The 25319-nt window shown below is 62.8% G+C and carries 17 protein-coding genes; 7 read left to right on the top strand and 10 right to left on the bottom strand.

Features of this window, described 5'->3' with window-relative positions:
• Nucleotides 1-376 precede the first annotated feature (376 nt).
• Both HX873_RS08315 and HX873_RS08310 read left to right on the top strand, forming a co-directional pair.
• Complete coding sequence (locus HX873_RS08315; RefSeq protein ID WP_003217076.1) at nucleotides 377-1786, top strand: circularly permuted type 2 ATP-grasp protein; 1410 nt, start codon at nucleotides 377-379, stop codon at nucleotides 1784-1786.
• Nucleotides 1787-1788: 2 nt separating this feature from the next.
• Nucleotides 1789-2739, top strand: a complete 951-nt coding sequence (locus tag HX873_RS08310; protein WP_003217078.1) for an alpha-E domain-containing protein — start codon at nucleotides 1789-1791, stop codon at nucleotides 2737-2739.
• 191 nt (nucleotides 2740-2930) lie between these two features.
• Here HX873_RS08310 and msrA read toward each other — a convergent pair whose 3' ends face one another.
• The 3 genes from msrA to msrB all read right to left on the bottom strand — a co-directional run bounded on the left by msrA (nucleotide 2931) and on the right by msrB (nucleotide 6070).
• Nucleotides 2931-3626 (bottom strand): peptide-methionine (S)-S-oxide reductase MsrA, encoded by a 696-nt coding sequence (msrA, locus tag HX873_RS08305; protein ID WP_008433754.1) that lies wholly within the window; start codon nucleotides 3624-3626, stop codon nucleotides 2931-2933.
• 144 nt (nucleotides 3627-3770) lie between these two features.
• Nucleotides 3771-5528: a cytochrome c biogenesis protein DipZ gene (locus HX873_RS08300; protein WP_087692313.1), complete on the bottom strand. Its 1758-nt coding sequence runs from the start codon at nucleotides 5526-5528 to the stop codon at nucleotides 3771-3773.
• A gap of 29 nt (nucleotides 5529-5557) precedes the next feature.
• Nucleotides 5558-6070, bottom strand: a complete 513-nt coding sequence (msrB, locus tag HX873_RS08295) for a peptide-methionine (R)-S-oxide reductase MsrB (protein ID WP_003217084.1) — start codon at nucleotides 6068-6070, stop codon at nucleotides 5558-5560.
• Nucleotides 6071-6371: 301 nt separating this feature from the next.
• Here msrB and HX873_RS08290 point away from each other — a divergent pair, with 301 nt between their 5' ends.
• Nucleotides 6372-7082 (top strand): response regulator transcription factor, encoded by a 711-nt coding sequence (locus HX873_RS08290; protein WP_003217086.1) that lies wholly within the window; start codon nucleotides 6372-6374, stop codon nucleotides 7080-7082.
• A complete protein-coding gene (locus HX873_RS08285) occupies nucleotides 7079-8545 on the top strand; it encodes a HAMP domain-containing sensor histidine kinase (protein ID WP_008433761.1) in 1467 nt (488 codons plus the stop codon). The genes HX873_RS08290 and HX873_RS08285 overlap by 4 nt, the downstream gene beginning before the upstream one ends.
• Here the strand turns inward: HX873_RS08285 and HX873_RS08280 are convergent.
• Together HX873_RS08280 and HX873_RS08275 are read right to left on the bottom strand one after the other, a co-directional pair.
• Nucleotides 8508-9449, bottom strand: coding sequence for an alpha/beta fold hydrolase (locus HX873_RS08280; protein ID WP_177122563.1), 942 nt, complete (start codon nucleotides 9447-9449; stop codon nucleotides 8508-8510). The two genes, HX873_RS08285 and HX873_RS08280, sit on opposite strands and share 38 nt — an antisense overlap.
• On the bottom strand, nucleotides 9406-10368 hold the full coding sequence (locus HX873_RS08275) for an AraC family transcriptional regulator (RefSeq protein WP_177021710.1): 963 nt from the start codon (nucleotides 10366-10368) through the stop codon (nucleotides 9406-9408). Before HX873_RS08275 ends, HX873_RS08280 begins: the two co-directional genes overlap by 44 nt.
• A 97-nt stretch (nucleotides 10369-10465) precedes the next feature.
• On the opposite strand from HX873_RS08275, the gene HX873_RS08270 reads away from it, so the two are divergent.
• Together HX873_RS08270 and HX873_RS08265 are read left to right on the top strand one after the other, a co-directional pair.
• Nucleotides 10466-11425 carry an oxidoreductase gene (locus HX873_RS08270; RefSeq protein ID WP_003217093.1) on the top strand — a complete coding sequence of 320 codons (960 nt, stop codon included), beginning with the start codon at nucleotides 10466-10468 and terminating at the stop codon, nucleotides 11423-11425.
• Nucleotides 11426-11483: 58 nt separating this feature from the next.
• The gene (locus HX873_RS08265; RefSeq protein WP_177122562.1) at nucleotides 11484-12692 is read left to right on the top strand and encodes a serine hydrolase; all 1209 of its coding nucleotides are present in this window, start codon (nucleotides 11484-11486) and stop codon (nucleotides 12690-12692) included.
• On the opposite strand, the gene HX873_RS08260 is transcribed toward HX873_RS08265, so the two are convergent.
• Both HX873_RS08260 and HX873_RS08255 read right to left on the bottom strand, forming a co-directional pair.
• The gene (locus HX873_RS08260) at nucleotides 12652-14940 is read right to left on the bottom strand and encodes an ATP-dependent DNA helicase (protein WP_177122561.1); all 2289 of its coding nucleotides are present in this window, start codon (nucleotides 14938-14940) and stop codon (nucleotides 12652-12654) included. The two genes, HX873_RS08265 and HX873_RS08260, sit on opposite strands and share 41 nt — an antisense overlap.
• Entirely contained in the window at nucleotides 14937-16586 is a 1650-nt protein-coding gene (locus tag HX873_RS08255; protein WP_177122560.1) for a VRR-NUC domain-containing protein, read from the bottom strand. The genes HX873_RS08260 and HX873_RS08255 overlap by 4 nt, the downstream gene beginning before the upstream one ends.
• A 188-nt stretch (nucleotides 16587-16774) precedes the next feature.
• Here HX873_RS08255 and HX873_RS08250 point away from each other — a divergent pair, with 188 nt between their 5' ends.
• Nucleotides 16775-16999, top strand: coding sequence for a YgdI/YgdR family lipoprotein (locus HX873_RS08250; protein WP_102369114.1), 225 nt, complete (start codon nucleotides 16775-16777; stop codon nucleotides 16997-16999).
• A 205-nt stretch (nucleotides 17000-17204) separates the two neighbouring features.
• On the opposite strand, the gene HX873_RS08245 is transcribed toward HX873_RS08250, so the two are convergent.
• From HX873_RS08245 to HX873_RS08235, 3 genes are all read right to left on the bottom strand, one after another.
• The gene (locus tag HX873_RS08245) at nucleotides 17205-18635 is read right to left on the bottom strand and encodes a lipase (protein WP_008433771.1); all 1431 of its coding nucleotides are present in this window, start codon (nucleotides 18633-18635) and stop codon (nucleotides 17205-17207) included.
• Between the two features lie 179 nt (nucleotides 18636-18814).
• Nucleotides 18815-21925, bottom strand: coding sequence for an autotransporter serine protease (locus HX873_RS08240; protein ID WP_177122559.1), 3111 nt, complete (start codon nucleotides 21923-21925; stop codon nucleotides 18815-18817).
• A gap of 184 nt (nucleotides 21926-22109) precedes the next feature.
• Nucleotides 22110-25067 carry an autotransporter serine protease gene (locus tag HX873_RS08235; protein ID WP_177122558.1) on the bottom strand — a complete coding sequence of 986 codons (2958 nt, stop codon included), beginning with the start codon at nucleotides 25065-25067 and terminating at the stop codon, nucleotides 22110-22112.
• Nucleotides 25068-25319: the final 252 nt, after the last annotated feature.

The following is a 25319-nucleotide window of genomic DNA, read 5'->3' as shown; positions in this document are numbered from 1 at the left end:
GAACCGGGCTGGTGCAAAGTTCAAGTAATCAGTGCACCGTTTTGAGGCGATAGGGCCGCATCGGTGGCGCGGGAGCTTGGGCCCGCTGGACCGGGACAGCGCTCCGGTGCGCAGCGGTCTGGTTCCTTTTTGGGGCCGCTGCGCAGCCCAGCGGGAGCAAGCTCCCTCGCCACAAGGTGGATGGCACAGGCATTGCTTTAGTCCTTTATCTGCCCGGATACAGGAGCAATCGTTACCCCCCGACCCAGAGCCCACCCCAAAAGAAAGTAAGGACCAGGCCTGCTGGCACCATCAGCCACGGGCTCATAAAAAAATGCGTTTTCTAAAGCGGCAGTGCCAAAGCGCAGTTAGTCCCGGCACTGACAAGGTAATTGGAATGGCTCGATCTTTCTTTGATGAAATGAATGACGCACAAGGCGTTTGCCGTGCGCATTATCAGGAATTCTCCCGCTGGCTGGCCAACACGCCGCCAGAACTGCTGGCCCAGCGCCGCCGTGAAGCCGACCTGCTGTTTCACCGCGCCGGGATCACCTTCACCCTGTATGGCGACGAGCAAGACACCGAGCGCCTGATCCCCTTCGATATCATCCCCCGCAGCATCCCCGCCAGTGAGTGGAGTGTCATCGAGCGTGGCTGTATCCAGCGGGTGAATGCGTTGAACATGTTCCTTGCCGACATCTACCACGACCAACGCATCATCAAGGCCGGGATCATTCCCGCCGATCAGGTGCTGGGCAACGAGGGATACCAGAAAGCCATGGTCGGCCTGGACCTGCACCGCGATATCTATTCGCACATCTCCGGGGTCGACCTGGTGCGCGATGGCGACGGCACCTACTACGTGCTCGAAGACAACCTGCGTACCCCCAGCGGCGTGAGCTACATGCTCGAAGACCGCAAGATGATGATGCGCCTGTTCCCCGAGGTGTTCGCCAAGCAACGCATCGCCCCGGTGGACCACTATCCCAACCTGCTGCTCAAGACCCTGAAAAGCTCCAGCCGCCTGGACAACCCGAATGTGGTGGTGCTGACGCCGGGCCGGTTTAACAGCGCGTTCTTCGAGCATGCATTCCTGGCCCGGGAAATGGGCGTGGAGCTGGTGGAAGGCGCCGACCTGTTCGTGCACGACCTCAAGGTGTTCATGCGTACCACCGACGGCCCCAAGGCCGTGGATGTGATCTACCGCCGCATCGACGATGCCTTCCTCGATCCGCAGGCTTTCAACCCCGATTCGATGCTCGGCGTGCCCGGCCTGGTCGCGGCGTACTGCGCGGGCAACGTAGTGCTGGCGAATGCGATCGGCACCGGCGTGGCGGACGACAAGTCGATCTACCCGTACGTGCCGGAGATGATCCGGTTCTACCTGGATGAAGAGCCGGTCCTGCAAAACGTGCCGACCTTCCAGTGCCGCAAGCCGGATGAGCTGTCCCACGTACTGGCGCACCTGCCGGAACTGGTGGTCAAGGAAACCCAGGGTTCCGGCGGCTACGGCATGCTGGTGGGCCCGGCGTCCAGCGCGGCCGAGATCGAGGACTTCCGCCAGCGTATCAAGGCCCGCCCTCACGCCTACATCGCCCAACCGACCTTGAGCCTGTCCACTTGCCCGACGTTTGTCGAAAACGGCATCGCGCCGCGGCATATCGACCTGCGACCGTTCGTGCTCTCGGGCAAGGAAACCCGCCTGGTGCCCGGTGGCTTGACCCGCGTGGCGCTGCGCGAAGGCTCATTGATCGTCAACTCGTCGCAAGGCGGCGGAACCAAGGACACCTGGGTGGTGGAGGGCTGAGTATGCTGAGTAGAACCGCCGCAGATCTGTATTGGATGTCCCGTTACCTGGAGCGTGCCGAGAACCTGGCGCGCATGCTGGAAGTCAGTTATTCGCTGTCGTTGATGCCCCAGGCCGGGCGCAGTGACGGGCTGGACGAGTTGGCCATGTCGCTGCTCAGCAGCGGCACCCTGGACAGTTACCTTGAGCGCCATCAGCAACTGGACGCCGAGCGCATGCTGCACTTCTTCGCCCTCGACGAGGAAAACCCCGCCAGTATCTACAACTGCCTGCGGGCTGCACGGGGTAATGCCCATGCGGTGCGGGGGCGGATCACGGCTGATATGTGGGAAAACCTCAACGCCACCTGGCTGGAGATGCGCAGTATTGCGGCCGGCGGGTTGGCGCGGCATGGCATCAGCCACTTTTGTGACTGGGTGAAGCAGCGCTCGCACCTGTTTCGTGGGGCGACGTCCGGGACGATCATGCGTAACGATGCGTATCGGTTTATTCGGCTGGGGACGTTTGTCGAGCGGGCGGATAACACGTTGCGGTTGCTGGACGCGCGGTATGAAATGTTTGGGGAAGAGTCCGAGGAAGTCAGCGACCTTTCGGCACGCGGGTATTACCAGTGGAGCGCGTTGTTGCGGGCGCTGTCGTCGTTTGAGGCGTATACCGAGCTGTACCCGAATGCGCTGAATGCGCGGTCGGTGTCGGAGTTGTTGCTGTTGCGCAGTGATGTGCCGCGCTCGTTGCATGCGTGTATCGAGGAGTTGAGCCATATCCTGGCGGACCTGCCGGGGAGTTATGGGCGTACGGCCCAGCGTTTGGCGGCGGAGTTTGAGGCGCGGCTGAGGTATACGGGGATTGATGAGATTCTGGAGGATGGGCTGCATAGCCGGTTGACGGATTTTATCGACACCGTGCGGGAGTTGGCGCGGGCGATTCATAGCTCCTACCTTGAAGTCGTCTGATAATCGTTCCCACGCTGATCGTTCCCACGCTCCGCGTGGGAATGAATCCGGTGACGCTCCGCGTCACGACTTCAAGAGCGGACGCAGAGCGCCCTGGCGGCATTCCCACGCAGAGCGTGGGAACGATCGTCCTGCGTGGGAACGATCGTCCAGCGTGGGAACGAGCGTCGAGAGTGGGAACGATCATAGGTCTACTGGTTTTTCACCAGTACCGGTTCTGCGCGGTACTGCTCAGGGAACAATTTTTTCAGCTGGGCCACCTTTGGCAGGTCGTTGATCACGATGTAGGGGTACGACGGGTTTTCGGTCAGGAAGTCCTGGTGATAGGACTCCGCCGGGTAGAAGGCTTTGCCCATCTCGATCTTGGTCACGATCGGCTTGTCGAAGGCTTTCGCGGCGTCGAGCTGGGCGATGTAGGCCTGGGCGACTTTTTGCTGTTCGGCGTTCTGGGCAAAGATCGCCGAGCGGTACTGGGTGCCACTGTCCGGGCCCTGGCGGTTGAGTTCCGTGGGGTTGTGGGCGACCGAGAAGTAGATCTGCAGCAGCTTGCCGTAGCTGACCTTGCTCGGGTCGTAGGTCACGGCGACGGACTCGGCGTGGCCGGTGTCGCCGCCGCTGACGCTTTCGTACTGCGCGGTGCTCGCCGCGCCGCCGTCATAGCCGGAGACGGCGTTTTTCACCCCTTGCACATGCTGGAACACACCCTGCACGCCCCAGAAGCAGCCGCCGGCGAAGACCGCGGTTTGCAGGTTGTTCGCGTCTGCCGGCAGGTCCATGGCCGGCGGCGCGATGGCCACGGCGTCGTCGGACGGGCCGAAGGAGAACGCCGAGCTGTGGCCGACAAAGGCGGCGAACGCCAGGGCCGGTAAGTACTTAAGCAGTTTCATCTCAGTCACTCCGAAACATCAGGATAAATGCGGTCAACTGTGGGAGCTGGCTTGCCTGCGATTGAGGTGGTGAATTCAACATCGCTATCGCAGGCAAGCCAGCTCCTACATGATCGGGTTAACCATGCCAAATTTCGCTATGGGTTAGCCGAAGGTGAAGGCATAGGCCGCCACTTGCGGGTCCAGGAACTCGATGGTGAAGGTCCGGTCCTTGACCGCGCCCGGCTGGCGCACCAGTTGATACAGGCGTTGTTCGGTCACGGTGCCGCTGCCATCCGGTGCGACGTCGGTGCCGTGGGCATCCCCCGGCGCCTGGCCGTCGATGCTGACCTTGAAGCGCACCGGCTTGCCGTCGGCGCCCGGGCCCAGCACCAGGTGCAGGTCACGGGCGTGGAAGCGGTAGACGATCTTGCCGTTGGCCGCTGCGAGGGTGGCTTGCTGGCCGCCGACGTTCCATGGGCCCTCCAGGGTCCAGTTGTTCAAGGCCAGGTTGCCGGCTGCCGGGTAGTTCACCACCTTGTCGGTGCCCAGGGTGCCGGTGGTCACGAAGTTCTCGGCGCGCTGGAAGCCCAGGTAGGTTTCCGGCGACTGCACTTCGTTCATGTCCGGTGCGGCCTGGATGCCCTTGGCATCGGCTTCGATCAAGCCGCCCGCCACCTTGGTAGCGCCCGCCTCACGCAGCAGTTGCTGGATCACTCGTTCGGACTCGGCGTAGTCACCCTCGCCAAAATGGTGATAGCGGATCTGGCCCTTGGCATCGGCAAAGTAATGCGCCGGCCAGTACTGGTTGTTGAAGGCGCGCCAGATCTTGTAGTTGTTGTCGATGGCCACCGGGTAAGTGATGCCCAGGTCCTTCATGGCCTTGGTGACGTTGTTCACGTCGCGTTCGAAGGCGAATTCCGGAGCGTGCACACCGATCACCACCAGGCCCTGGTCGCGGTATTTCTCGGCCCAGGCCTTGACGTACGGCAAGGTGCGCAGGCAGTTGATGCAGGAGTAGGTCCAGAAATCCACCAGCACTACCTTGCCTTTCAACGCCTCGGCAGTCAGTGGCTCGGAGTTGAGCCATTGCACGGCACCGTCCAGCGGCGGCAACTGGCCTTCCACTGGCAGCGTGTCACTGTGGTTGGCGGCCATCATCGCGCCGCCGGCCATCATCGCCCCGCTCTTCTGTTCAGGCTTGGCGCTGAGTTTCTCCACCAGGCTTTGTTCCAGGCCACCGGTTGACGCCGTCGACAGGCGCGCCAGGATCCCGGTGTCCAGGCCCAGGGCGATGGCCGCCACACCGGCCAACATCAGGGCGCCGAGCCCACGACGCAGCCATTCACCAGCGCCCAGCGAACGCTTCATGAAGCCGAAGACTTTACCGCCGACCAGCAGCGCCAAGGCCAGGGAGGTGGCAGCCCCTGCCGCGTAGGCCAGCAAGAGCAAGGTAGTGCCGATACTGGCGCCCTGCAGCGCGGCGCCCGTCAGCACCAGCCCGAGGATGGGCCCGGCGCACGGCGCCCACAGCAGCCCGGTGGCCACGCCGATCAGGAACGATGCGCCCGGACGCGGCCGCGAATCGGCCCCGGCGGCTTCCGACAGGCGACTGCCCGCGGCCACCAGCGGCCGGGTCAGGCGCTCGGACAGGCTTGGCAGCAGCAGCGTCAGCCCGAATAGCGCAACAAACAGCAACGCGAGCCAGCGACCGTACTGATTGACTTGCACCACCCAACCGCCGCCCACCGCCGCGAGCGAGGCGACCAGGGCGAAGGTCATCGCCATCCCCAGCAGCAGCGGCAAGCCACTGCGCAAAAACGGCTGCCCGGTGCGAGCGAAGACAAAAGGCAGAACCGGCAGGATGCAGGGACTGACAATCGTCAGCACGCCGCCCAGATATGCGAGAACCAAAAGCCACATGGGGTAGACCCTTATAGGAAGACATTGAATTAAGTCGCGGTGAACGTCATGGCTGCGCCGTTCATGCAGTAGCGCAGGCCGGTGGGTGCCGGGCCGTCATCGAACACGTGGCCCTGATGACCGCCGCAGCGGCGGCAGTGGATTTCCTTGCGTACCACGCCGAAGGAGGTGTCGACGTGGCTGGCCACGGCGTTTTCCAGGGGTTGCCAGAAGCTGGGCCAGCCGGTGTGGCTTTCGAATTTGGTGGCTGAGGCGTACAGGGGCAAAGCGCAACCGGCGCAGGCGAAGGTGCCGTTGCGGTGTTCACTGTTGAGGGCGCTGCTGTAGGGGCGTTCGGTGCCCTCCTCCCGCAGGATCGCGTACTGCTCGGCGGTCAACAGGGTGCGCCATTCGGCGTCGGTGTGGCTGACTTCGAAATGTTCGGCGGCTTCGGCTTCGGCGATCAGGGCGGGGCCGGCGTTGATTTTTTGCAGCAGGCCACCGGCGATTACCGCGAGGCCGAGGCCGCCGCCGGCGAGCAGGATCTGTCGACGTGAATACATGAGTTGCTCCTCACACAAGTGCGGATGGCTGGCGAAGCCCCTATGGCTGACAAACAAACTGTGGCGAGGGAGCTTGCTCCCGCTGGAGTGCGCAGCGCTCCCGGCTTTTTTGGGGCCGCTGCGCGACCCAGCGGGAGCAAGCTCCCTCGCCACAATGAGGGGGGCGTACTTTTGCCGTTGCGATGAGTAAGGTTAGGCCCGGGGTGGTCGCGGAATCCTCACGCAGAGTTAAACAATTCGTGATAACTACACTGTTGCAAAAGCCGCACAATGCGCGAATCAAGAAGACAGGTTTTTATCAATGGATCAGCCCAAACGTGTCCTGGTGGTCGAGGACGATGCCCATATTGCCGATTTGATCTGCCTGCACCTGCGGGACGAGCAGTTCGAGGTGGTTCACAGTGCCGATGGTGACGAAGGCCTGCGCCTGCTGGAGCAAGGCGGCTGGGATGCGTTGATCCTTGACCTGATGCTGCCCGGCGTCGACGGCCTGGAGATCTGCCGGCGGGCCCGGGCGATGACGCGCTACACGCCGATCATTATCACCAGTGCCCGCTCCAGCGAGTTGCATCGCATCCTCGGCCTGGAACTGGGGGCGGATGACTACCTGGCCAAGCCGTTTTCCATGCCGGAGCTGGTGGCGCGGGTCAAGGCGCTGCTGCGCCGGGTCGACGCCATGGCGCGCAACTTGAAGATGGACGCCGGCAGCCTCGACCTCGGCCAGTTGTTCATCAACCCGCTGACCCGTGACGCCACCCTGCAAGGCCAGCGGCTGGACCTCACGCCCCGGGAATTCGACCTGCTGTACTTTTTCGCCCGCCAACCGGGCAAGGTATTCTCGCGCATGGACCTGCTCAACGCCGTGTGGGGCTACAGCCACGAAGGTTACGAACACACCGTCAATACCCATATCAACCGCCTGCGGGCCAAGGTCGAGGCCGATCCGGCCAACCCGGCGCGCATCCTCACGGTGTGGGGCCGTGGCTACAAGTTTGCCGAGCAATCGGCATGAGGCTGACCCTTACCCAGCGCCTGTCCCTGGTGTTCGCGCTGTTGCTGCTGATTTGCAGCGGCACGTCGGCCTGGCTGCAAGTGCGCTCCAACCACATGCATGAACTGGAAGTGGTGCAAGGCCTGTCCCGCGACCTCGCCGCGCACATCGCCCGGGATACGCAGTTGATGGACGCCGACGGTCTCAAGCCGGACGCGGTGCGCAACCTGTTCAGCCAGTTGATGCTGGTAAACCCGAGTGTCGAGGTGTACCTGCTGGACATTAACGGGCGCGTGGTCGGCAACGCTGCGCCCAGCGGCCACCTGCGCCGCGACCAGGTCAACCTGGAACCGGTGCGCCGTTTCCTCAGCGGCGCGATGCTGCCGATCCTCGGCGACGACCCGCGCAGCGTCGACGGCCTCAAGGTGTTCAGCGCCGCGCCGCTGCGGGTCAACGGCCAGCAGGCCGGCTACCTGTATGTAGTGCTGCTGGGCGAAGCCCATGATGTGTTCGACGCCCGGGATGCCACCGGCATGGCACTGAACATCGCCCTGTGGTCCATCGCCCTGGTGGCATTGTTGTGCTTGCTCGCGGGTTTGACCGCGTTCGCCTGGATCACCCGGCCCTTGCGGCAACTGACCGAGAAGGTCGGCCAGTTCGATATCAACGGCGCACCGAAAGTCCCGCAGGCCGTGGCGCCCGAGGTTGCCAGCCAGGATGAAATAGCCGTGCTCGACCACGCCTTCGTGCAGATGGAGAACCGCCTGGGTGAACAGTGGCGCGCCATCACCCACCAAGAGCAGGAACGCCGGGAGATGGTCGCGAATATTTCCCATGACCTGCGCACACCGTTGGCCTCCTTGCATGGCTACCTGGAAACCCTGTCCCTGAAAGACGCCAGCCTGACCCCGCAGGAACGCCGGCGTTACCTGGGCATCGCCCTCGACCAGAGCCGCAAGGTCGGCGGGCTGGCCCAGTCGCTGCTGGAACTGGTGCGCCTGGAACACGGGTTTGTACAGCCGGTCATCGAAGGCTTTTCAATACCCGACCTGGTGCAGGACATTTTCCAGAAGTTCGAACTGACCGCGGAAGCCCGGGCGATCACCCTCACCGCCAGCCTGCCGCCGGTGGTGCCAACCGTATTGGCCGACCTGGGCCTGATCGAACGGGTACTCACCAACCTGCTGGATAACGCCCTGCGCCATACACCGCCCAATGGCGAAGTTGAAGTGACCCTGGCCCCCAAGTCCGGTTTTGTTGAAGTCACGGTGAGCGACAGCGGCCCCGGGATTTCGGCGGATCTGCGCGAAGGTCTGTTCCTGCGCGCCTTCACCATTGGCGGGGCTCGACGCGATGGCGGCCTGGGCTTGCGCATCGTGCACCGGATCCTGCAACTGCACGGTCAGGAAATCCGCCTGATCGATGTGCCAGGACGCGGCGCGACGTTCACGTTCGCCCTAGAAACCCGAGCAGCAGTTCGTTGACCTTGGGCCCCTGTTCGTTCTGAATCCAGTGGCCGCAGTTGGCCAGGACGCTTTGTTGCAGGTTCGGCACGACGTCGGGCATGCGCTTGAGGGTGTGGGCTTCGAACACGCCGACCGGGTCGCGGTCGCCGATCAGGAACAGCGTCGGTTGCAGCACCTGCCTGCCGGCGAGAAACTCGGTACGCTGCCAGTTGCGCTCGAAGTTGCGGTACCAGTTCAACGGGCCGCGAAAGCCGTCATTGGCGAAGGTCTGAACATACACGTCGAGGTCCTGCTGGCTGCACCAGGCCGGGAGCTTACCGGGCAGCGGCACACCTTCCAGCAGCTTCGCGCTGGCGGGTTTCTTCTGCAGGAAAACGTCCTGGTCCTGCATGAAAAGCCGTAATGTCCGCTCGATATCGGCATCCAGTTCCTTTTCAGCCACACCCGGGGCCTGGAAGTACAGGATGTAATTGAAGCGATCGGCGTACAGTTCGCGCATAATCTCGATCACCGGCCTGCGGGAGCGTCCGGCGAACGGTACCGACATCGTCACCAACTGGCTGACGCGCTCTGGCTCGAGCAACGCCAGGTGCCAGGCCACCACGGCGCCCCAGTCATGGCCAATCATGACGACCCGGCGATGCCCGAACAGGTCCATGGCGCCCTGGATATCGGCGCACAGGGTCAGCAGGTCATAGTCGGCCACTTCCGGCGGCGCGCTGGATTGTCCATAGCCGCGCATTTCCGGGACAAACACACGATAACCCTGGGCCACCAGCGCCGGAATCTGCTCGCGCCAGGAGTGCCAGCACTCGGGAAACCCATGCAGCAACCACACCGGCGGGCCGCTCTCGGGGCCGGCGATGTGCACGTTCAACTCAATGCCGTTGACCTTGACCTTCTGCTGCTGGATTTCGCTCATCACTGGGTTCCTTGTGTGGGGTTCGCTCGCGGTATTCCCGGGGAGAACAAGCCATCACGCGCTTGAAAGCATTGCTGAAAGCGCTGTCTGACTGATAACCCAGGGACTGGCCGATCGTGGACACGCTGTTGTCGCTGGCTTTCAAGGCCTGTACCGCCAGGTGCATACGCCAGCGGGTCAGGTATTCCTGCGGTGCCAGCCCTACCCGTTGCTTGAAGTGCAAGGCGAAGGTGGAGCGGGATTGACTCGCCACGCCGGCCATTTCACTCAATGTCCAGCGCCGGGCGGGTGCTGCGTGAATTTCCCGCAGCACCGGGGCCAGCCTTGGATCCGTCAAGGCTCCCAGCCAGCCGGTGGTATGGGTGCCCATGGAAGATTGATAGAGCCGCAGGATTTGCACCAGCATCATTTGCGCCAAATGCTCGGTCATCAGCGCCGCGCCTTGTAACGGGCTGGCGTATTCCCGGGCCAGGCGATCCAGGCACCAACGCAACACGGCGGCCTGTTCGGAGTTGGCACTCACCCGCAACACCGGCGGCAGGCTGTCAAGCAACAACCGGGCGTCATCCCCGTAGATAAATCGTCCGCCGATCAAGAACAGATCCACCGTGGCACCCACCGTGGCGATGCCTCCCACCGCATCGGCATACACCTCACGTGCATCGAGTCCTTCAGGGCACAGATTGCTGGACAGCCTCCACGGGCGTGCCTGGGTCAACAGGAAACAATCTCCCTCATACAAGCGTATCGGTACTGCCAGCCCTTCCACTTCCAGCCAGCAACTACCCTCCACCACCGCGTTGAACTTGATGCCATCCGGCGCCGCAAAGTCAATGGCCCAGTTGCCGCCAGCCTTCAAGCCGGCGAAGGTCGAGCGATGGCTTTTTAACAGTGCCAGCACATCGGAAAGGGTATCCATAAAAGCTCCGGACGATCGCGACAGAAACACGGACTCTAGGGCATTCCGCGTCCGGGCTCCAGCGAGAGACTCTAGGCCTCCCATAAGGAGATCTTTCATGGCTGACAAACAAACCCCAATTGGCAGCGGCTTCGATGCCGGCACTACCGCCCAGCAAGCCTTGGCGGGCAGCGATTTGCGAGGCAAGACGGTGATTGTCACCGGTGGCTACTCCGGCATTGGCCTGGAAACGGTTCGCGTGTTGGTCGACGCGGGTGCGCAGGTGATCGTTCCCGCGCGGGATCCTGAAAAGGCCGAACGCAACCTCTCGGGCATCATCGGTGTTGAACACGCCAGCCTGGATTTACTCGACCCGATTTCCATCGACCGTTTTGCCGAAAACTTCCTCGCCAGCGACCGGGCATTGAACCTTCTGATCAATAGCGCCGGAATCATGGCCACACCACTGCAACGGGATACGCGAGGTTTCGAAGCGCAGTTCGCCACCAACCACCTGGGCCACTTCCAGCTAACCGCGCGGTTGTGGCCGGCGCTGCGTGAGGCTAATGGCGCGCGAGTGGTTTCGGTATCATCCCTAGGCCATCGTCTCAGCTCTGTGCATTTCGATGACCCGCAATTTGAACACCGCCCCTATGACAAGTGGCTCGCCTACGGCCAATCAAAAACCGCCAACGCACTGTTCGCGGTAGCACTGGACCGACGAGGTAAAGCGGAGGGTGTGCGCGCATTTTCCGTGCACCCGGGGGAAATCCTCACCGACTTGATCCGTTATCTGGACAAGGACGACCTGGCATTCGTCGGCGCACTGGATGAGCACGGTAATATCCGCAGCGCCAGTCACTACAAGAGCCCCGAGCAAGGCGCCGCGACCTCGGTGTGGTGCGCTGTCAGCCCGCAACTGGAGGGCATGGGCGGACTCTACTGCGAAGATTGCGATGTGGCCGCTTGGTCGCAGGATGACACCAGCCGTAACGGCGTATGGCCCTGGGCTGTCGACCCGGAGCAGGCCGAACGCTTATGGGCAGTGAGTCAGCAGTTGTGCAATGTCACGTTGTAGTCCGGGACCCCAGCGTTCATATTTGGCAGTCATGCACTGCCAATGAGCGACCTGAACCATGCAGCCTCCTGCCAGATACCTCGTGCCCCTTGCCGCCTCCCTTTGCGCCACCCTCGCCTGCGCCGACAGCCACGACCCACTGCTCGCCAAGCGCGTGGATGCGGTGGTCGACAGCGCCATTGCCGACAATCGCCTGGTGGGCACCGTGGTGCTGGTGCTGCGGGACGGGCAGCTGGTTTATCACCGTGCTGCCGGCTTGGCGGACCGCGAAGACGGGCGCCCGATGACAGAGGACACGATCTTTCGCCTGGCATCGGTGACCAAACCGCTGGTATCCGCCGCCGCGATGCACCTGGTGGAACAAGGTCGCTTGGGCCTGGACGATCCGGTCAGCCGCTGGCTGCCCGACTTCAATCCCAAGCTGGCGGATGGCACCATCCCGGTGATCACCGTCAGCCAGTTGCTCAACCACACCGCCGGCCTCAGCTACGGATTTCTGGAAAGCCCGCACGGACCCTACCGCACCGCCGGGGTTTCCGATGGTTTGGGCGAGCCGGAAATCAGCTTTGCCGAGAACCTGAAGCGCATCGCCAGCGTGCCCTTGAGTTACCCGCCGGGTACCCGCTGGCAGTATTCGATGGCCACCGATGTGCTGGGTGCGGTGCTGGAAGAGGCGTCGGGCCAGCGCTTGCCGGAATTGATCCGCGAGTCGGTGACCGGGCCTCTGGGCCTGCGCGATACCGGGTTTGCCGTGACCGACCTCACGCGGCTGGCCGCCGCCTATCAGGATGGCTCGCCACAGCCGTTGCGCATGGTCGACAAGGCCACGATCACCTCGGGCAACAGCACCGCGCTGTTTGATGTGCGGCGGATTCTCGATCCCCAGTCCTACCCTTCCGGCGGCGCAGGCATGGCCGGGACGGCAGGTGATATTGCGCGGTTCCTGGAAACCATTCGCCGGGGCGGCGCTCCGATCCTGTCGGCACACAGCGTGCAGTTGATGGTCACCGATTCGGTCGGCGCCAAGGCGCAAACCCAGGACCCGGGCTGGGGGTTCGGTTATGGCTGGGCGGTGCTGGATGACCCGGCGTTGACAGGCACACCGCAATCCCGGGGCACCTTTGAATGGGGCGGCGCCTACGGTCACAGCTGGTTTGTCGACCCGCAGCAGAAGCTTACGGTGGTGGCACTGACCAATACGGCTTACGAAGGCATGTCCGGCCAGTTCACCCACCAGTTGCGGGATGCGGTGTATCCGCCGCAGTGATCGACCACCAGCGCGGCAATAACTGCCGCACTCGCGCTTCGCCAAACCGGTCATCAATCAGCATTACCACCCCTCGGTCCTGCTGGCTGCGGATCACCCGGCCCGCGGCTTGCACCACCTTCTGGATGCCCGGATAAAGGTAGGTGTAGTCATAACCGGCGCCGAAAATCGCGCCCATCCGCAGCTTGAGCTGCTCGTTCACCGGGTTGAGTTGCGCCAGACCCAGGGTGGCGATAAACGCGCCGATCAGGCGGGTGCCCGGCAGGTCGATGCCTTCGCCGAATGCCCCGCCGAGCACGGCAAAACCGATGCCCTGGCTGTGCTGGGTGAACTGGTCGAGAAACCCCTGGCGCTGCGCCTCGGCCATGCCCCGTGACTGCTGCCACAGCGGGATGCGCGGGTGCCGTTCGGCGAGCAAATGCGCCACTTGCTGCAGATAATCAAAACTGCTGAAAAACGCCAGGTAGTTGCCCGGCGCCTGGGCAAACTGCGCTGCAATCAGCTCGACGATGGGCTCCAGGGACGCCTGGCGATGCACAAACCGGGTGGAGATCCGGTCGACGATATGCACCCGCAGCTGCTCGGCCTTGAACGGCGATTCCACATCCACCCAGGCGGTGTCAGGCGGCATCCCCAGCAAGTCCGCGTAGTAGTGCCGCGGGCTCAGGGTTGCGGAAAACAACACGCTGCTGCGGGCCGCTGTCAGCCGGGGCCGAATGAATTCGGCGGGCACCACGTTGCGCAGGCACAGGTTTGATGAACTGCGCTTGCCGCTGAGTTCGCGTTTGCTGATGTCGAAAATGAAGTGTTCGTTGAACAGCTCGGCGACCTTGGCAAACTGCAAGGCCTCGAAGTAGAAGGCTTGCAGTTCGCCATTGAGTGCCTCGGGATGGTCGTTGAAATATTCACCCATGGCGCTGGTGCACAGGCTCAGCGCCTGCAGCAGTTTGTCGGGTTTCTGGGCGTAGGCCTGATAAGGTGCCACTTGCTCCTTGTGCAGGGCATTCCACTCACGGTTCAGGCGCTGGAGCGGCTTTTTCAGCGGCTCGGGTGCGATCTTGCGCAGGGTCTTGAGCGTGTACTGGTCGAGGGCCGCGCTGTACATCGAGCGGCCACGCTCCACCAGGTTGTGGGCTTCGTCCACCAGCACCGCGACGCGCCACTGGTTGAGCTGGGCCAGGCCGAACAGCATGGCGCCGAAGTCGAAGTAATAGTTGTAGTCGGCGACCACCACGTCGGCCCAGCGTGCCATTTCCTGGCTCAGGTAATAGGGGCAGACGTCATGGGCCAAGGCGACTTCCCGCAGGTTGCGCTGGTCCAACAGGCGCACGCGGGAAGCGGCTTCGCGGGCCGCCGGCAAGCGGTCATAAAAACCCTTCGCCAGTGGGCAGGAGTCGCCGTGGCAGGCTTTGTCCAGGTGTTCGCAGGCCTTGTCCCGCGCCACCAGCTCCAGCACCCGCAATGGCAGATCGGGGCTGCTGTCATACAGCACCTGCGCCGCATCCAGCGCGAGTTTGCGGCCCGGGGTCTTGGCGGTCAGGAAGAACACCTTGTCCAGCTGTTGCGGCGCCATGGCCTTGAGCATCGGGAAAATCGTGCCGACGGTCTTGCCAATTCCGGTAGGCGCCTGGGCCATCAGGCAGCGGCCGGTGCTGACCGCCTTGTAGACCGTTTCCGCCAGGGCGCGCTGGCCCGGGCGAAACGCCGCATGGGGAAAGCCCAGGGCAACCGCTGCGGCATTGCGGGCTTCGCGCTGGTGCATTTCCTGTTCGGCCCAGCCGAGGAACAGGGTGCATTGCTGCACGAAGAATGCCTGCAGGTCATAAGCCTGAAACCGTTGGCTGAGCAGCGTCTCGTGCTCGCCGACAATGTCGAAGTACACCAGCGCCAGGACAATCTCCGACAACCCGAGCTTCTGGCACATCAACCAGCCGTAGACCTTGACTTGGGCCCAGTGCAGTTGCCGGTGGTTGGCCGGTTGTTTGTCCAGGTCGCCGCGATAGGTTTTCACCTCTTCCAGCTGGTTGCGGTCCGGGTCGTAGCCATCCGCCCTGCCCCGGACTTTCAACTGCTGGTATTCGCCCTCCAGCGCGACTTCATTCTGGTAATGGGCGCTGCGCCGCGAGGCCACCGTGCGGTGGCCGACAATCCCTTCCTGGGCACTGGGAGACGGGGTAAAACGCAGGTCGAGGTCGCCGACCTTGGCGGTGAATTCACATAATGCACGCACCGCGACGCTGTAGCTCAAGCGGCCTGCCCCGCCCAGCGCACATAACACACAGTGACGGGCATCTGGTGTTCGCCGCAGAACTCCAGCCAGCGCAGCTGGTTGTCCTGCAGGCGATCACCGGGGCCTTTGACTTCGATCATGCGGTAGGTTTTTTCTTCGGGCCAGAACTGGATCAGGTCGGGCATGCCGGCGCGGTTGGCGCGGATATCCAGCAGCAGGCGTTCGAACCAGTGGCGCAGGTGCGCCGCTGGCAGGCAGTCGAGGGCCTGGTCGAGCAGTTCTTCGCTGAGCACGTTCCAGAACACGAAGGGTGACTGGATGCCCCATTTGTCTACATAACGCTGGCGAATGGTGTGCTTGTAGCGCCCATCGTCCAGTTGGCCCAGGCACTCGGCGAACAGCTCGGCGCGCCGCAGATGAAAATCCTCGCTGTGCAGGTCTACCGGCCCGCGCTGGAACGGGTGGAAAAACGACCCCGGCAACGGCGCGAAAATCGCCGGCCAGCACAGCAGGCCAAACAGCGAATTGATCAGGCTGTTCTCGACGTAATGCACGGGTGCACCATGGTCGCTGAGGTGCGCCTGTACGCAATACTCCACCGACATCATCGGTTCCGGGGCCGGCAGTTCGAGGTCCAGGCGCACGATCTCGCGGGGTTTTGCCCTGGGCAGCGCCGGCTCGCCGAGCTTGCGTCGCAGCCTGGGTATCACGCGCAGCAAGTGCTGCTGTTCGGCAGCGCTTTCCGGGGCCTGTTGCGCCTCACGGGCCAGCCCCATCGCCTGGGCAAAATCCTCCTGGCGCTCCAGCACCCGGATCAGCCGCGCCCGTGCGCCGGGATAGGTGCAGCCCCGGTAGATAGCTTCCGCCAGGGCCAACTCGGCGCTGCGCTCACAATACTGGCCCACCTGGAACAACAGCTTGGCCCGACGTTTCTCCAGCCAGGGGTTGTCGGTGTGCAAGGTAGCGATTTGTTCCAGCACGCCATCGAGTGCCTCGCCCGCTTCAAAGGCCTGCTGGCACTGATGCAGGAACAGGAAGCCGTGCACATCGTCACGGCTGCGCAAACCGCGGGATTCGGCGCAGAATTCGACTTTCTCGTAGGTAAAGATCCCCAGGTCCGCCAGCACAAATTCTGACCAGTCCTGATAGAGATTACCGAAGAACATCAGACGCAGGCGGTCGCACAGTTCCATCACGGTGAGGCTGTAAAGCTGATCGGCCAGGTCCGGGCACCAGTGCCGGAAGTGACGCAGTTCACAAAACTGCGTTGACAGCGTTTCCAGCCAGTCAGCCTTCCTGGCCTTGGGTTGCTCGATCCAGGGTTTGAACGCCGCCAGGATTTCCGCTTTCTGCAACAGGCCGAACAGCTCGCCGAACGACAACAGGCATTGGTCCGTCACCCAACCCTGTTCCAGCAAAGGCACGACCGCCTCGTGCACCGCGCCGATCTCGACATAGTTGAGCTTGCCCGCCCGGAAATGCGCGCCCTTGCGCATCACCATGCGTACCAGTAACGCCTGGGATGCCTGCGGCAAGCTGTCAAATTGCTGAATGAAATGCTCTTCGTCCGGGGCCAGCAAATCGGCATAACGCTGCCCCAGCCAGGCGAGCACTTGGCGGAAGTTATGCAGGTAATAGAGCGGATCTTCTAGGGGATTGGACATGTCAGGCACTGGATCAACCACTGTTTATGCATACAGAGTGCCGTCCCTGACCGACTGTTGCAATCAGTAATAGATCAAAGGCACACGCAACTTTTTGCGTAATAATGATCAGATGGCTGTCAGCCACATTAAATGAGTCTCCCCCGACCGCTCAGGTGCGGGGTTTTCGAAGGATCAGGGTAAGGGTTATGAGCATGAAGAATTTGGGTCTGGCGGTGGGTATGTTCACGTTGCTGGTATTGGCCGGTTGCTCCACGCAGACGGTGGTGACGTTGCAGAACGGCACTCAATACCTGACCAAGGACGTGCCCAACGCGAAAACGGCCGATGGCTTCTACGAATTCACCGATATCGCCGGCAAGCATATTCGCGTCAAGGCCGATGACGTCGCGACCGTGATGAAGGAGAAATAAAAAGTGGGAGCCCGTCGGCTCCCACTTTTCTTGGCCATGATCGTTTCTTTGCAATGATCATTCCCACGTTCTACGTGGGAATGCATCCCGTGACGCTCCGCGTCACCACTGCGCAAGACATGAACCGTGGGTTGGCCGTTGGACGCAGAGCGTCCGGGGCGGCGTTCCCACGCAGAGCGTGGGAACGATCAATCCGTGGCGCTACTTAGCCGATGGAAACCCCATCGCCCCAAACCCCGGCGAGCCCAACGCCAACCAGCGTCACCGAGTCCGCGCCAAAGCTCAGCACGGTATCGCCCCCCACCACCTTGGCGTGGTCACGCCAGTCCGCACTGCCCTCCACGTCCCGGAACACCAGCTTGTCGGTCGGCTGATAACCAATCACCCGGTCCTGCCCAAACTGCCCGCCGAACAGAAAGGTGTTATGCCCGCTGTTGTCGCGGATCGTGTCATTGCCCTTGCCGCCCTCGATGAAATCCACACCCTTGCCACCCTGGATCAAGTCATCGCCATCACTGCCGATGATGAACGTGTTGCCCTTGTGCGGCTCGGCATTGCGGTTGAGGTCCTGCACCCAGGTATTGGCCCGGGCCGGGTCCGACAGGTTGGCCACGATAATCGTCGAGTCCCGGCTGGTCAGGTCGTAGAACTGCGAGTCCAGGACCCGCGTCATGCCATCCCCATACCCGGTGGGCAAATGAGAAAGCCAGGTGGGGACATTGACGATGGAAAACGGCAGGACATTCCACAGCGTCGACGCGTAGTGATCGTTGAAGCTGACGATATTGTCCGTGGTCGACTCATGGGGCTTGTCGTGCACGCCCAGTGAGGAGAAGTTGAACGACGAACCGTCCAGCGCGCGAAACACCGGGTCGTTTTCATAACCGATGTTCAGCACCTTGTCGCCGGCACTCTGGGTTGGCGAGGCATAAGCCACATAGTTGGAGTCCTTGTAGAACCCCGACCATTTATTGCCGCTCAGGTCGGCCATGCTGTTGACCGCCAGGCCACCCAGGCTATGACCGCTGACCACCACGTCCTTGCCCGTCAGGCCATGACTGCCGGCATACGCCGCGACATCCTTGAGCAAGGTGCCGAAGGCTTCGCCGGCGTAGTTTTTCGCATAATCCTTGGGCCCCAGCGCCGCCAGCAGGTCGCTGACCAGATCGCCGATGGAGTCGCTGATCAAGGTTTCCCGAGGCCCCGAAGTCCCGCGAAAACCAATGCCGATTTCCAGCAGCTTGCCGTCGCCATCGTACTTGCCCAGCACTTCCACCTGCGCGGTGGTGTAGCCGGGCTTTTCACCGAAGAACGTGCCCCGGGCGTCCACCTTGCCGCCGTAGCCCAGGGTACTGGCGCTGATGGGCGTCCAGCCAGCCTTGTTGACCGCCTCAAGGGCGGCTTTTTCCGAGTCGGGGTTCCAGGGAATCCCTGGAATAACCCCCTGTGAATCGGTGCTGCCCAGCAGCGCCCCCACCAGAGTGGCGGGCAGCCCCAGGCCAAAACCGTTGTGCTGGTAACCCACGGCAAAGCCGTTGTCCAGGTTGTGATAGGAGTACAGCGTGATCGCCATGGCATCGGCGAACAACGCTTTGGAGCCCTCGGTGCCGAGGTTTTTATAGTCGAAAACACCCATGGTATTGCCTCTCTTTTGTTGGAATTGTCGAGAAAGCCGAATCTGCACAAATGGACGATTGGAACCGGATCAATGTGGGAGCGGGCTTGCTCGCGAAGGCGGTGTGCCAGTCGGTGGATGGGTTGACTGATCCACCGCTTTCGCGAGCAAGCCCGCTCCCACATTTCCAACTGCGGTGTTTAGAAAGCCCAGTCCAGGCTCAAACCCACCCCATGGACTTTCTCCTTGCTGGCCAGCAGGCCGTTGTAATCCAGATTCACCTTCGCATCCTTGCTCAACGCCAGGCTGACCCGCGCCCCCACCAATGCCGCATCACGCACCATCGACGAACTCTCCACAGTGAACGAAGGGCCGCCCGAGGCAAACGCCAGGTGCCGCTCGGAATCGGCGCTGCTCAGGTTGTGCTGCCAACCCAGGGTGCCGGAAAGCTCCAGTTGCTGATGGTCATTGATATTCAAGGTTTTCAGCGCTCGAGCACCCAGGGTACTCAACACCACATCGCGGCTGTCATCCCGGCCCTTCAAGGCCGCCGCATCACCCTTCTCGGTAAACCCATCGGCATCCAGATGCACGTACGCCAGGTTGGCGAACGGTTCCAGGGCCAGGGGTTGCAGGTTCAGGCGATACGCCGCTTCGGTAAACACCTGGGTACTGCGGGCATCCACTTTGGCTTTCTGCTTGCCGGCGACTTCACCGTATTGCAGCTCGCGCTTCACATCGGCTCGGTGCCAGCTGTAGGTCGCACCACCGCTCAAGCGCAAGGCACCGATTTCATGCCCGGCATACGCACCCAGGTGATAGCTGTCCACCGATGCCCGGGAATGGGTGTCGCTGCCCATGTTCAGCGATGTATCGCTGTACCCCGCCACCAGGCCTACACGGGTGTCTTCATCCAGCGCGCCGTCCACACCCGCCAGCATGCCGCCGATGGAGGTGGTGTAGCCCGCCGTATCGCTGCCGCTGTTGGTCTTGCCCCAGGCGCCCAACGCCTTGACCCAGACGTTGCCACGGCTGTCGACGGTCTGGCTCGATGCGCCCATCGCCCCTTGCTGCAAGCGCTCGCCCACGGCTTCGCGCAGGTAGCGGTTGTCATTCACCAACGCGGTTTCCAGCGCCGGGTAGATCTCCCCGGACAGCTGCTGGAATGCACCCTGGGCCGAAGCCGCATTCGGCGCCAGCAACAGGCTTTCGTACACGGCGTTGCCCGCGCCCAACTGCTCGGCAGCAGCGGCCACCGAACGTTGGTTCGGGGTGGCGGCCACACTGGCAAAGGTGTTGGCATTGCGCCCCACATCCAGCTGCACGCCGTTGGCGGCGTAGTTCAGGGTGCCGCCGATAAACAGATAGTTGGGCAGCACCGAACCGAAGCTGCCGGTAATCCCGCCCGCAGCCTGCAGGATGTTGTACTGGCGACCGATCAGGCTTTCGGCCTGGGTCTGGGTCAGCAGCGTCGGGCTGTTTTCCAGGGCCAGGGTCACCGTGCCGCCGCTGAGGGTGGCCTTGCCACCGGCGACGATGCGATCACTGTTGGTGGCCGACAACTCCACCGCATAGGTGGAGCCCGCCGCGAAGCTCACATCCCCGGCCACGTTCAGGGTGCCGATGGAATTGCCCGGCGCCACGGTACCGCCGCTGTTCGCTGTCAGCGAACCAATGCGCCCGGAACCACCCACTACGCCGCTGCTGCTGACGGTAACGTTGGAGGTGATCGAGCCATTGATCGCCAGCAACCCTTGGTTGACCAGGGTCGGGCCGCTGTAGGTGTTGGTGCCGGTCAGTACCAGCGCGCCAATGCCCTGCTTGGTCAGGCCGCCATGCCCGGAGATATCGTTGCTCCACACATCCAGCCCGCAATGCACATCGGTGCACGTGCGCTGGGTCGGTTTGCCGGCATCCACCACGGCGCCAATCCCTGGCAGGTCCGCGACAAACTGGCCGGAGCCGTAGGCGCCGTCGATACGAAACTCCGCCGGGATATCCTCAGCCGTCACAAACATCCCCGGGCCGTTGATGGCCTTGCCCAGGTTGATCATGCCCCAACCGTACAGGGAGTCGATGCCCGGTGCGCCGAGGTCGGTCGCGGTGGTTTTCAGCAGCGTGGAGATCTGGTCGCCGCTCATGTACGGGAAGCGCTCCATCAACACCGCTGCACTGCCGGCCACATGCGGCGCGGCCATGGAGGTGCCGTTGAAATTGGCGTAGTCGGTGGTCAGGTTTTCCAGGGAGGTGCCGTTGATCACCGAACTGTAGATCTTGGTGCCGGGGGCCGCGACGCAGAAGCTGGCGGCATACCCGCAGCGCGAGGAAAACGTACTGATCACGTAAGGATCGGAACTGGCGGTGTCGGGATTCTGTTGCAAGGCCGCCACCGACAGCCAGTTGGGTGCAATCTCCGGCACGAAGTACGCCAGGCCCGAGATCGCATCCGGGTTGTTGCGGTTGTAGTCGTTGCCGGCGGCAAAGATCGTCAGCACGCCGCTGCGGGCCGCATCAATGGCGCCCTGATAAGCGCCACCTGCGATCGTCCCAAGGATCGGCCGAATGTTATTGAACTGCGCCTGGGCTTCATTGACCGTGAAGTTGGGGAATGCCGGATCTCGGCCGCCCTTGGCGTACTGGTCACCGATGCCGATGCCCCAGCTGTTGTTGATAATGCGTGCGCCGCTGGCCACCAGCGAGTCCCAACCGGCTTTGTAGACCGCGCCGTCGTTGCCCAGGATGATCCCGTCTTCGGGGCCCGGGTCACCGTTTTCGGCGCTGATGATCTGCGCATCGAACGCCACGCCGTGCATTGGCCCGCCGTCGCGGTTACCCGCAGCGATCCCGCCTACGTGGGTGCCGTGATTGCCGAGCTTGCCGTTGGAACCCAGGGAAGGCGTGCCGTCGTAGCGAAACGCGTCCCCGGCCTTCACCGGGATGTACGGGTCGGTGTATTGGCGAATGCCTTCGGTCACGATCGTGACGACTTTGCCGGGGCTGGCGAATTCCGGATGCTGGGCATACACCGGCTGGTCGAAGATCCCCAGCTTCACACCCTTGCCGGTGTAGCCGGCGGCGTAGGCGGCGTCTGCATGCACGGCGCCCAGGCCCCAATCGGCCTTGAATTCATTACTGCGCCAACTGGCAGCATCTCCCAGTTTTCCGGTTTCCACGTAGGGTGCGGCCTGGGCGGTACCCAGGCTGGCCAGGCAACACAGCAACGCGCCGTATGGCACGCAGCTCAGGGCCTTGAGCGGGTAGCCCGGGCCTGTTGGGATGGCGGATTGAAACCCTCGTTTTGTTTTTTTCACGGTGACCTTCCTTAGTTTTTATTGCACTTGTATAAATCACGTTTCTCCCAAGCGTCGCCGACCCAATGTGGGAGCGGGCTTGCTCGCGAATGCGGTGGCTCAGTTACAGGTGCGTCGACTGACACACCGCATTCGCGAGCAAGCCCGCTCCCACAGTTGACCTCTTTCGGCCTCAGGATCTTGCTCAGAACTGCCAGTTCAGGCTCAGCCCCACGCCCTGGATTTTTTCCCGGCCAGCCAATTGGCCGGTGTAGTCGAGGTTGACCCGTGTGCTTTTGCTCAACGCCAGGCTCGCCTGCACGCCCACCAATGCCGCGTCGCGCATCAACGGCGAGCTTTGCACCGCAAACGACGGCCCTCCGGCGACAAACGCCAGATGCTCTTCGGATTCAACGGCACTCAGGCTGTGCTGCCAGCCCAGCGAGCCGGAAACGTCCAGTTGCTGGCGGTCATTGAGGGGGAAGGTTTTTGCCGCCCGCAGGCCCAGGGTGCTCAGCACTGCATCGCGGCTATCGCTGCCACGCTCCAGCGCGGCGGCGTCGCCTTTCTCGTGAAAGCGCTCGTTGTCCAGATGCACGTAAGCCAGGTTGGCGAACGGCTCCAGCGCCACCGAGGACACGTTCAAACGGTAGGCCGCTTCGGTAAATACCTGGGCACTGCGCGCATCCAGCTTGGTCTTCTGCTTGCCGCTGACTTCGCCGTACTGCAAGTCGCGTTTCACGTCGCCGCGATGCCAGCTGTAGGCACCGCCGACGCTCAAGCGCCAATTGCCCAGCTCATGCCCGGCGTAGGCGCCGAGGTGGTAGCTGTCGATGGACGCCGATGAATGCGTGCCGCTGCCCATGTTCAGCGAGCTGTCGCTGTAACCGGCCACGAGACCGGCACGGGTCTGCTCGTCCAGCGCGCCGTCGACACCGGCCAGCATGCCGCCCAGTGAGCTGGTGTAGCCTGCCGTGTCGCTGCGGCTGTCGGTCTTGCCCCAACTGCCGAGCGCCTTGACCCACACGTTGCTCTCACCGGTAACCGGCGTATGGCGCAGGCGCTCGCCCACGGCATCGCGTACCTGGCGGCTGTCATTGATCAGCATTGTGCCGATGGCCGGGTAGATTTCTCCCGACAGCTGCTGGAAACCCGACTGCGCCGTGGCTGCCGAGTCTGACCGCAGGATGCTTTCGTACACCGGATTACCGGCGCCCAACTGCTCGGCGGCCGCCGCCACCGAACGCTGGTTACGAGTGGCACCGACACTGGCGAAACTCGCATCACTGCGGGCAATGCCCAGTTGCACACCGTTGGCGGCATAGTCGAGGGTGCCGCCGAGGAACAGGTAGTTGGGCAACACGGCACCGAACTGGCCCTGGATCCCGCCAGCCGCCTGGAGGATGTTGTACTGGCGCCCCACCAGGCTTTCCGCCTGTTGCAGGCTGAGCAGGGTCGGGCTGTTTTCCAGGGCCAGGGTCACGGTGCCGCCGCCGAGGATTGCCTTGCCCGTGGCGACAATCCGGTCGCTGGTGGTGGGGGTGAGTTCGACCGCATAGGTGGAGCCGGCGGCGAGGTTTACATCCCCGGCCACCTGCAAGGTGCCCACGGAATTGCCCGGCGCCACGGTGCCGCCGCTATTGACCTGTAACGCCGCGATGCGACCGGAGCCGCCCAACGTGCCGCTGTCATTGACCGTCACCGCGGACGTCAGCGAGCCATTCACCGCCAACCGGCCGCCATTCACGGTGGTCGGGCCACGGTAGGTGTTTTCGCCCGCCAGGATCAGGCTGCCCGCACCGGACTTGGTCAGGCTGCCTTCGTAGATACGCTGGGCCGCGGCTGCCGCACGGGCAGTGCCAACGGCATAGTCCGTCTGGTCCTGCTGACTCGCGCCGGCGCCCACGCCGTTCTCCCAGCCCTTGTCGCGCAGGGTTTGCTGCCAGGCCAGGGTTTCGGCGCTGTCTTCGGCCTGACGCTGGATCAGCGCCTTGTCGGAGATCGCATTGCTCCACACATCGCCCTGCCCGGCCGCCAACGTGACATTCATCGGCCCGAGCAATTGCCCGGGCCCGTGCATTGCTCGGCCAAGGTCCGGCACGCCCCAGCCGACCTGAGTGGTCGGTGCATCGGTGACCGCGCCATTGAGCTGGGTGGCCGTGGTCAACAGCACCTGCAAGGCCTGTTCGTTGTTCAGGTATGGATAGCGTTCCATCACCAGCGCCAGTGCGCCGGTGGCATGGGGCGCCGACATCGAGGTGCCGGATTTCACCCCATAACCGCCATCGGGAATGGTGCTGTTGATCAACGCCCCGGGGGTGGAAATGCACCAGTACTTGGCGATGCCGCACTGGTTGTATTTCTGGTTGTTCGCCTTGTCCAGGCCCGATACCGCCAGCCAGTGGCCTTCCAGCTCCGGCTGGAAATAAGGCAAGGCCGAACGCACGCTGGCGTTGGCGTAGCCGCTGTTGCCAGCACTGAACACGTTGATCACCCCGGCCTTGGCCACCTCCGCAGCGGCATCCAGCCAGGTGTTCTGGTTGTAGTGCTGGGCATAGGCAGCGTGCAGGTCGCCAATGGTCTGGTAGCTGACATCCTTGGGTTGGCTGCCCCAACTGTTATTGATCGCGCGCACGCCGGAATCCACCAGCGCGCTGTACACCGCCTTGAAGTACTTGGGGTCTGGCGAGGGGCCGAACAGGAAGCTGTCGCTGGCGTTGGTGTTGCCGACGTAGATCTGCGCGTTGTACGCCACGCCGTGCATGCCCACGCCATCGCGGGCCGCGCCCATGGTGCCGGTGACGTGGGTGCCGTGGGAGTCATTGTTTGGGTTGAGCGCGCCGGTGGTCGTGAAGGGGCTGCCATCGACATAGGTGCCACTGGCGGTGACCGCGTGATAGCGGTCTTTTGAGGCTTCGGGATGGTTGGGGTCGAAACCCGAGTCCAGAGCGCCGATCTTCACGCCACTGCCGGTGATGCCGCTCGCATAGGCCTCGTTGGCTTTCATCCGCTCCAGGCCCCAGTCGCTCTGGAACTCGGCGGAACGCCAACTGCCGGGGTCGCCGACTTTGCCGGCTTCGATGTACTGCCCGTGGGCCGCCACTGACAGCAGCAGCAAGGAGCCTGCGGTGAAGGGTTTGAAGCGAGGTGAACCAGTGATCATGAAGAGTCCCTTTTCTTATTGTTGAAATACCTGTGGCGAGGGAGCTTGCTCCCGCTGGAGTGCGCAGCGCTCCCAAGATCTTGGGGCCGCTACGCTGCCCAGCGGGAGCAAGCTCCCTCGCCACAACAAGCGCCCTTGCCACAGAAAACTCCCTTGCCACAACAAGCTCCCTTGCCAAAACAAACGCCCATGCCACCAAAGCTCCCTTGCACCAAGTGCTACTCGTCCAGGCATCAGCGGCTCTCAGGACCA

It is taken from the genome of Pseudomonas sp. P7758 (genome assembly GCF_013386485.1).
GTDB lineage: Bacteria > Pseudomonadota > Gammaproteobacteria > Pseudomonadales > Pseudomonadaceae > Aquipseudomonas.
The sequence above is the reverse complement of the archived record's forward strand: the minus strand, read 5'-3'. Positions and strand labels throughout refer to the sequence as shown.